The organism is Streptomyces sp. NPDC006283 (assembly GCF_040613325.1).
Classification (GTDB): domain Bacteria; phylum Actinomycetota; class Actinomycetes; order Streptomycetales; family Streptomycetaceae; genus Streptomyces.
In genome coordinates, this window is sequence record NZ_JBEXRZ010000286.1 from 1 (window position 1) to 7774 (window position 7774).

9 protein-coding genes and 2 pseudogenes are annotated in these 7774 nt (G+C 66.6%); 6 read left to right on the forward strand and 5 right to left on the reverse strand.

From position 1 onward, the window contains the following. Positions 1-424 precede the first annotated feature (424 nt). The gene (locus ABZ070_RS33720; protein WP_356639568.1) at positions 425-964 is read left to right on the forward strand and encodes a CHAT domain-containing protein; all 540 of its coding nucleotides are present in this window, start codon (positions 425-427) and stop codon (positions 962-964) included. Between the two features lie 327 nt (positions 965-1291). On the opposite strand, the gene ABZ070_RS33725 is transcribed toward ABZ070_RS33720, so the two are convergent. The 4 genes and pseudogenes from ABZ070_RS33725 to ABZ070_RS33740 all read right to left on the reverse strand — a co-directional run bounded on the left by ABZ070_RS33725 (position 1292) and on the right by ABZ070_RS33740 (position 3745). Further along, positions 1292-1723, reverse strand: coding sequence for a DUF6228 family protein (locus ABZ070_RS33725; protein WP_356639570.1), 432 nt, complete (start codon positions 1721-1723; stop codon positions 1292-1294). Positions 1724-2112: 389 nt separating this feature from the next. Next, a pseudogene (locus ABZ070_RS33730) lies at positions 2113-2695 on the reverse strand (RHS repeat-associated core domain-containing protein); the annotation flags it as partial. Between the two features lie 415 nt (positions 2696-3110). Next, the gene (locus tag ABZ070_RS33735; protein WP_356639572.1) at positions 3111-3491 is read right to left on the reverse strand and encodes a toxin Doc; all 381 of its coding nucleotides are present in this window, start codon (positions 3489-3491) and stop codon (positions 3111-3113) included. A gap of 2 nt (positions 3492-3493) precedes the next feature. Next, positions 3494-3745, reverse strand: a complete 252-nt coding sequence (locus tag ABZ070_RS33740; protein ID WP_356639574.1) for an antitoxin MazE7 — start codon at positions 3743-3745, stop codon at positions 3494-3496. A gap of 443 nt (positions 3746-4188) precedes the next feature. Between ABZ070_RS33740 and ABZ070_RS33745 the strand changes: the two genes are divergently transcribed. Next, entirely contained in the window at positions 4189-4428 is a 240-nt protein-coding gene (locus tag ABZ070_RS33745) for a hypothetical protein (protein ID WP_356639576.1), read from the forward strand. Positions 4429-4569: 141 nt separating this feature from the next. Here ABZ070_RS33745 and ABZ070_RS33750 read toward each other — a convergent pair whose 3' ends face one another. Further along, positions 4570-5241, reverse strand: coding sequence for a TetR/AcrR family transcriptional regulator C-terminal domain-containing protein (locus tag ABZ070_RS33750; RefSeq protein ID WP_356639578.1), 672 nt, complete (start codon positions 5239-5241; stop codon positions 4570-4572). A gap of 123 nt (positions 5242-5364) precedes the next feature. Here ABZ070_RS33750 and ABZ070_RS33755 point away from each other — a divergent pair, with 123 nt between their 5' ends. The 4 genes and pseudogenes from ABZ070_RS33755 to ABZ070_RS33770 all read left to right on the forward strand — a co-directional run. After that, positions 5365-5883, forward strand: coding sequence for a hypothetical protein (locus ABZ070_RS33755; RefSeq protein ID WP_356639580.1), 519 nt, complete (start codon positions 5365-5367; stop codon positions 5881-5883). Between the two features lie 237 nt (positions 5884-6120). Next, positions 6121-6570 (forward strand): spore-associated protein, encoded by a 450-nt coding sequence (locus ABZ070_RS33760; protein WP_356639582.1) that lies wholly within the window; start codon positions 6121-6123, stop codon positions 6568-6570. 171 nt (positions 6571-6741) lie between these two features. Beyond that, positions 6742-7059: a hypothetical protein gene (locus ABZ070_RS33765; RefSeq protein ID WP_356639584.1), complete on the forward strand. Its 318-nt coding sequence runs from the start codon at positions 6742-6744 to the stop codon at positions 7057-7059. 112 nt (positions 7060-7171) lie between these two features. Continuing rightward, positions 7172-7774 (forward strand): annotated as a pseudogene (locus ABZ070_RS33770) (FUSC family protein); the annotation flags it as partial.

A 7774-nucleotide genomic window follows, 5' to 3' on the forward strand; every position in this document is an offset into this window, starting at 1 on the left:
GACCTGCCATGTGTAACGGGTTACTGCCTGCAGCGTACTGCTGCTCATCAAGCACATCGGGAAGCTAGCAGATACCTGCTCTGACCTGCGAAGACAGCTGAGTTAGTTCGGTTAACAGGCCTGGAGTGCCACGACGGAACCCCCGCCGACCCGAACAGCTCCCACACCCCGGCCTCGCATCGGCTGGCCGCATAGAGCTCAACAAGAGAGAGACCGGGGCTGCCGCAGCATCGGCTAATGAGCCGGCGTCCCGGACAGCCCCCAGCCAGAGTGCTCTGACCAGGAGGGAACACGTCCAGCATGCACGACGACACCCGCTTCAACGCTGCTGGCTACGCCCCAGGCGGTGTGCCGGGGTGCCGTGAGGTGGTCTCAACTGTGCTATCTCCGGGTCGATACGACGCACACTCGGGAGCCCGCCAGGATGTTTGTCACCACTGTCGATGTCGTTGCCATCGGTCACACCGGCGGCGAACCGTACGCGCTGCGCAGCATGCTCGCCGAGTACGGGACCGATGTCCGCGTGTTGCCCGTCGGTGCCCCCAGCCACCTGGCGGAGGTGTTGAACGGCACGCTGAGCCGAGCTGAGCACCTGGTCTTCAGCTGTCATGGTGACCAACGAGGCATGCTCATGGATCCCCTCGCCCCAGAGATCGCGGCGCAGCAGCCTTTCAACGACGTACTCACCGCCGAGGTCGTGACTGAACTGGGGTGCAGTCCACCTCGGGAGGTGGTGCTCAGCACCGGTTGCATGACCGGAACCGATGCCCTGGCCCGCGCCTTCCTGAACGGTGGATGTTCTGCCTACATCGCACCGCAGGGATACCCAGAGGGAGCAGCGGCCCTGGCCTTCGCCTCGGCCTTCTACTATCAGGCGCTGGCCTGCGGCGCCTCCCGGCCCGACGCGGTTGCAGGCGCCCGAGGGCTGGGCAGAGACACTGAAATGTTCCGCCTGTGGGCCTGATCCGACCAGGAACTGATCACAGCCGTATGAGTCGTCACGTGCAGAAAGGCCGTGTGACATTCGGTCAGGTCTGATTGGTTTGCGCCATTTATCGGCAATGTTCCTTCAACGTCACTGGGGCCCGGTTACACAAGAAGGCTGGGGGCGCCTTGCCGCCCACACGGGAGGGTCGGGGTGGCAAGGGGGGAGGCAGTTGGTGACCATCAACGTGGCTGTGCTGCTCGCAGTCATCGTTTTCTTGCGGCTGCGACGGCGCACGCAGGCCCGCAGCCAGCCGTCGGCTGAGAAAGCCAAGAAGGCGCTGAGGACCGGCGTACAGCCGATGGCCTACTCTTCCCGCAGGAAGTCCCGCAGGTCAGCAGCTACGGCCGTCATCCCTTCGCCAGCCTCGATCACGGTCGTCACAGTGCAGCTCCAGTCGCCGGGGAAGAATCCGGACCGCAGGGTCCAGCCCAGATACACATGACCACCCGAGCCGAACGTCGCGGTCACGACCAGGTGGTTATTGGTCCACACCCGCTCGCCCTCCCAACCACGGAAGTCGCGCGCGAGGCCATCGAAGAACTCGCTCATGCTGTCCCAGACGGTCACGGTCACGGTCTCGAGCCGCGCACGCACACCGTCATTGATGGCCTCCACAGCGAAGGCAACCTCGCACTCCGCCCGCGACCAATCGAACAGCCGGACAGAGGCCACCGACCCCCCTGCCCCCTGAACGACAAGCTCGACCTGCCCTGGAACCACCTCGATCAGACTCACCCAGCGAAGGATACGGACGCCGCCAAGTCGTCGTCACCCCATTCCCAGGCGCTGGAGCCGCTGCAACTTCTCATCAACAATTGGGGCTTCATCAGCCACCCAGTGCTGCCAGCTCTCACCAGCAACCGGGCAGCCACCAGCGATATTGCCTGACTCGAACCCGGCATCACCGGTGAATGTCGCCTTCTGAAATGAGGTTCTGCCAAGCCGCGGTAAAGGCCCATCTCCTCGGCCGGTTTCCGCTGTGCGGGGCTCAGCTTGCTCTTGCTGGTCCCGGCGACGATCAGCACGTCCTTCCCCTTGTGACGCGTGGTGATGATGGCGACGGTCTGTCCCTCTTGTCCGCGCTTGGGCAGGATCTGGGAGATTTTGTGTGCCATGTCCTCCAGGCTCTGCATACAGGGCGCCAGCCCGAGGGGATCGGCCTCGGTGGCGGGGTTGGTGACGTAGCCGACGGGGTTGGGGGCGGGGTCCAGGCCGAGAGGGTCGGGGCTGACGTAGCGGCCGGCCTCGGGGTCGTAGTGGCGGAAGAAGTTGTAGTGCAGACCGGTCTCAGGGTCGGCGTACTGGCCGGGCAAGCGCAGCGGCGTGTGTGCCGTGGCGTCCCGGTTCCAGGCGGTGGCGCCCCACTGGGTGGCGCGGCTGTGCCAGGCGGTGGCGCCTGTGTGGTCGACGAGTTCGGTGGGTGTGCCGACGAGGTCGGTGACGATTGCGACCGAAGCGGGCGTCGACGGAATCCTGGTCGCCGCCGGGGGCTTGCGTCGTGCGGCGCTCGGCCTGGGCGATCGGACGGTGGCCGTCGTACTCCCAGGTCAAGGTGGTGCAGGTGGAGGAGTCGGTCTGTTCCGCCAGGCGGCTGCCGTCCCAGCTGAAGAGGGTCTCGGCAACGACGGTCCCGTCGGAGGCGTGCTGGCGCTTGGCTGTGCGGCGGCCCAGCGGGTCGTAGCGGTAGGTCCATCGGGTGCCGTCGGGTGCGGCAGTCCTGTTGTCGCCGGCCGGCCCGGGGGCACCCGTACGGGCTTACCTTCGCCGCCGGCTGGGGGACCCGTGACCCGCTGGACGTGATCTTGGTCTACCCATCGCTGGTCGCCGAGGTACACGCAGACGTCTCACTTGACGCTGCAGGACGGTGTTGCCCTCCCGTGCATCGGGGCGAGTCCGTGCGGACTTCACTCCTGCCGACACGCCTCGCTTCGGAGGAGGCAACGAGGCGAGCACTGGTTGACCGCGCTGAGTGCAGTGCTGTCCACGGCCAGCGCTGGCAGTATCCATCCCCAGCCCAGAAGGAGCACTGGGAGTCGCGGAGCGCTTACCGAATCGGTCTAATGGGGAGCTGCCGGGCGCCACCGCGTCTCCGAATGGTCAGCGTAGCCTCGACAGAGTTCACTCAGCCGGCTGCCCGCCAGCTTCTCAGCCGATCGGCAACGTCGTACACGGTCAGCCTCAGGGCCCGAATGTCGGTGATCAGGTCCCGCCATTCGCTGTACAGGCCCTCAATCGCCTCTCCGGACGCCCGGATGTACGCCGTCGCTACCGCATAGCCGAACACCTCGTTCCGGGCAGGCAAGGGCTGCACGAGCACGATCTGCTGCAGCAGAGCGGCCGCCCGCCAGTAAGCGTCGGGCGCTCCCACATCCAGGTGCGGCGTGTTCACCCGATGACGTGCCACCGCAGCGACCAGCGCCGAGTAGTCCGCCACCGCCAAATCCTTGCCGAGCAGCTCCTCCTGACGGTCCAGAAGCCAGCGGATATCGATGTGCAGGTCCAAGGTCAGGCCGCCCGGCTGCTGGAGTGCTGCTCCGACGTCGGCAGACCGCCGAAGTCACGGTCGAAGTTCTCCAGGAATCCCGGCCGCGCGAGAGCCTCGCGAAATTCCGTCGTGGCCCTGCCCAGCTTGACCTGGTTCTCTTGCTCTATGGCCAGCTCGGCCAAGTACGCGCGGACGCTCTGCCCGCGAGCCGCGGCGACGGCAGCGAACCGGTCCCGCGTCGCGGTGTCGACCTTTACGGTGGTATCAGCCATACCCCGAGTATGCACCAGCGACTACCCTCATGAATACCTTTGCAGTAAGCCTGCGCCAGCGTCTCGTCAGTAGTGGCGCAGCCGTATCGACCGAGGCCCTTCTCGATGCCCGGTCGAGAAGCGAGGGCTCGAAGCTTCCTTGCCTTGCCGGCCTGAAGGTCAGAGCAGTCGCGTCGGAGTCGACAGAGACGGCGGTCATGGCGCTGCCGTGGACGACGACGACGCCGCCACCGGCTTCAATAGCGCGCGAGACAGACGTCGCGCTCGAGGCAGGTGTGGCTTTCGCCTTTGCGGGACACCGCTTCCACCAGGCCAGCGCAGACGTGAACCCTCGGCGGGCGGGTGGACCTGCGCACCCTTTGAGGTGGTTTGCGATACTTTTCGGGACTTCCACTTCGCCCGTTCTGATGCGCGGAGCGGCGCCTTCGTCAAAGAGTGGGGAAATGGAGGCCCGGGGCTGGATCTACTGGCGCAGGACCGAGAGCCTGTCGTCCATCGGTGTCGACCTCATCCAGGATGGTGACCCCGGAGCCCAGACCGTCAAACGCGCCATGGAACCAGAACGCGTGCGCAAGAACGTCATACCGGCAGAAGACCCGCCCTTCCATATGGACCTGGCCGCCGGCACGGTCCACATTCGCCGCGCCGGCCACGACGGTCAAGAACAGGCGCCTCCGCCTTGACGCTCTGCGCCAACACCAGGTGCTGTCGTACCTGAGCGACAACCGGTTTCAGATCCCACATTCTGGCTCAACTTCCGTGAAGCTCAGCCGTGGTACCGATGTGCGGCCAGGTTCACGCCGAGGTGCCAGTGCACTCCCTTGTCAAGCGAGTCGCCGCTCCAGGCCGTCGAGGAGAGATTGGAGGCCGAACTCGAAAGTCTTGTCGGGAGAGGCGGCATAGTCGGTAGCCGCTGCGGTTTCAAGGCGGGCGCGCAGGCGCGGGTAGCGCATGGCGATCTCCTGGGCTTTGGTCATGGCGTCCTGGAAGTGCTGCTCGGCGGTGGTGCCGTCCCCGTTGAGTTTCCTGGTGAGGGAGGAGGTCGCGGCGGCGCCGGCGGCGTTGCCGAGGACGTAGGTGAAGACGGCTGCGACCGCCTGGTCGGCCTGCGTGCCGGTGAAACCGGCGGCCTCGTAGGCGGCGAGGTGATGGTCGTCGTGGCGGGCCTTGCCCTCGCCGTAGACGACGTGCGCAGCCAAGACCTGCACCAGCCAGGGGTGCCGGGTGAACATCCCGTACAGGTCGGCGGCCATGGCGGTGGCCGCGGTGCGCCAGTCGACCGCGTCCAGGTCCGGCAGTGGCAGCTCACCCCACACCTGGTCGGTGGCGAGCAGTACGAGCTTGTCCTTGTTCTTGACGTGCCAATACACGGCCGTGGCGGCGGAGTTGAGTCGCTTGCCCAGGGCGCGCATGTTCAGGCCCTCGAGACCTTCGGCGTCCAAGAGCTCGACAGCGGTGTGCACGATCTGGTTCCGGGTGAGCGTGTCGCGTGGCATGCCCTCACGCTACGCGGCCGCTTGCACAATGTTCAAGCAGGTACTTGCACAAAGTTCAAGTCGTGCCCTACGGTCTTCTGGACAGCTTGTTGAACTAAGTGCAAATCGAAACGGAAGGCCGTCATGAACATCCTCGCCGCCGTCATGCAACTGCTCGTCGCTGCCGCCTTCATCAGCATCCCGGTGGTCCGCCACCGCTTCGGTCCCGCCGCCAAAGCCGCGGCGGTGGCCGAGCTCCGCCGCCAGGGCGTCCGCCCGGAGGTCTTGGAGGAAAACAGGCTCCGGTTCGACGCGGGCGGCCACGAGACCGCGGCTCCGGTCACCGTCGCCGTGGTGATGACCGCAACGGCCACCCTGAACCTCGTCGGCGCCGATGTGGCCCAGCTGTTGACCTGGATCTTCTCCTCGCTCGTGGTGCTGATGAACGCGGGGATCGTCTACAGCAACCTCACTGCGGTGAAGTCCGTGGAGGCCGCCTTCCGCCGCAAAGGGGACCCGGAGCTGGCCCGGGTTGCCGTCGCACCCTTCCTCCGAGCCGCCGAGGAAGCCTTCCCCCGCTGGGTGCGCGCCCAGACCTACCTCCGCAACACGGTGGTCTTCGCCGGCTCCGCCATAGCCCTGGTCGCCGTCTCCCTCGCGTGAAAAGGAACTCTGACCCTGGCCAACAAGCCGACGGCGCATGGAACAGGACCTTCACGACCCCCTCGTCGTGCAGGCCCTGTTCCGGTTCGAGGTCGGCCGTTCGGCAACCACCCGGCGGGCACCGTGCATGAACGCCCCCTGAGCCGACATCTCTTGCGAACAGGGCACAACCATTTGGATGCCCTGCGGGTCACACCAAACAGGAGCAATCACCTGCAAGATTCACAAGGGGGAAAAATGAGACTCACTCGTTCTGCCCTGGCCGCCGTCGCACTGACGGCCCTGTCGGTCGGGGCCACGACCGCCCTGGCGTCGCCCGCCTCCGCCGCACCCAACACCACGCCGCAGAAAGTCTGCGGAAGCGGCTACAAGACCGTGAACTCGGCACCCATCGGCTCTCTGGGCACCGTGTACCTGACGTACAACTCCTCGAACGGCAAGAACTGCGTCACCACCATCCGCAACAACCCGGGCAACGCCAGGGCCATGTCCGCATGGATCTACGTGCCCGACACCAACGAGGGCGACGAGGACTACGGGCAGTACACGTCGTACGCAGGGCCGACCTACGTCTACGGCAGGGCCCACTGCGTCGACTGGGGCGGCAACATCGGCAGCGTGTACGTGCAGGTGCTCGGCTCCAACTGCGCCGCACTGAAGGAGCATCGGGTCACCTTCACCCGTTGACCCCCACTCCTGCCTGAAGGGCGCGAGCGGTTGGCTCGCCGGCTGTACCGCAACGACGGTCCTGGGCTCCCTCGCCCAGGACCGTTCGCCACCGGCACCGGAGCAACCAACGATCAAGGTCCGGCGTCATCCCAGGAGGTACCGGACCTTGATCATTCACACGGGGGAATCATGCAGGAGCAGGCACACGCCGAAGAGCAGACGGCGGCGCGGGTTCAGGAGCAGCCCAAGGAATCGGTGTTCTCCTCCACCCTCTCGCTGCTGCTCATCGGACCGGCGCTCCTGCTGCTGCGGTTCTGGGGCGAGTCCACCTGGGCCTACTGGACCGCGGCGGTCATCGGCCTGACCGGTGCCGTCGTCGCGGTCTTCGAGTTCGTCGCCGCGATCCGCTCGGCGCTGCGCCGCCGCCGCACGCTCCCCTCGGTCTGGGCCGCAGCCGTGCTGGCTGCGGGAGTGTTCGCGCTCGGGGTCAGGCTGAGCGCGAGCTGATGCCTGATGGAGAGGGGCTCGCGCGCGACTCCCTCATCCGATCTCATCCGGTTCGCCGCCCGCGGCTCCAAGGGCAATAGTTTACTTGTGTAACACCTGTTAATTTAGATGGGTGAGTGATACATCCATCCGATCCCGCACGCCCCGCACGCACCCTCTCCTCCTGGCCCCGGCCCTGCGCCTGGGACGTCCCTCCGACCAGTGGTTCAAGCCGGCGACAAGCGTCGTTGTCGCGGCAGCCGTGCCGAACCTGGTGCTTCTCGCGTTCGGGCGCCTCGACCTGGTCATGTACACCATGGCCGGATCGCTCTGCGCCCTGTACGGCCACAGCCTCCCGTACGCCCGCCGCGCCGGGACCGTCGCGCGGGTCGTGCTCGGTATGACGGCGGGGCTGGGCGTGGCCCTGGTCGTCGCGTCGCTCACCGACTCGGTCGCCGCGCTCGTCGCGGTCGGAGCTCTGCTCGCGGGCGTCCAGAAGGCGCTCTGCGATGCCGGCCGGATCGGGCCGCCCGGCAACGTGATCTTCACCTTCGTCGCCACCGCCGCGCTGTTCGTGCCGCAGCGGCTCGCCGACGTCCCCGGCCACCTCGCCCTCGCCCTGGGCGCCGGTGCCGTCTCCTGGCTCGTCACCGTCGGACCCGTTCTGCTGCGGCGCGAAGGCCCTTCCGTGGCTGGTACGACGGCCGTCCTGGACGCGACTACCGTGTGCAGGACC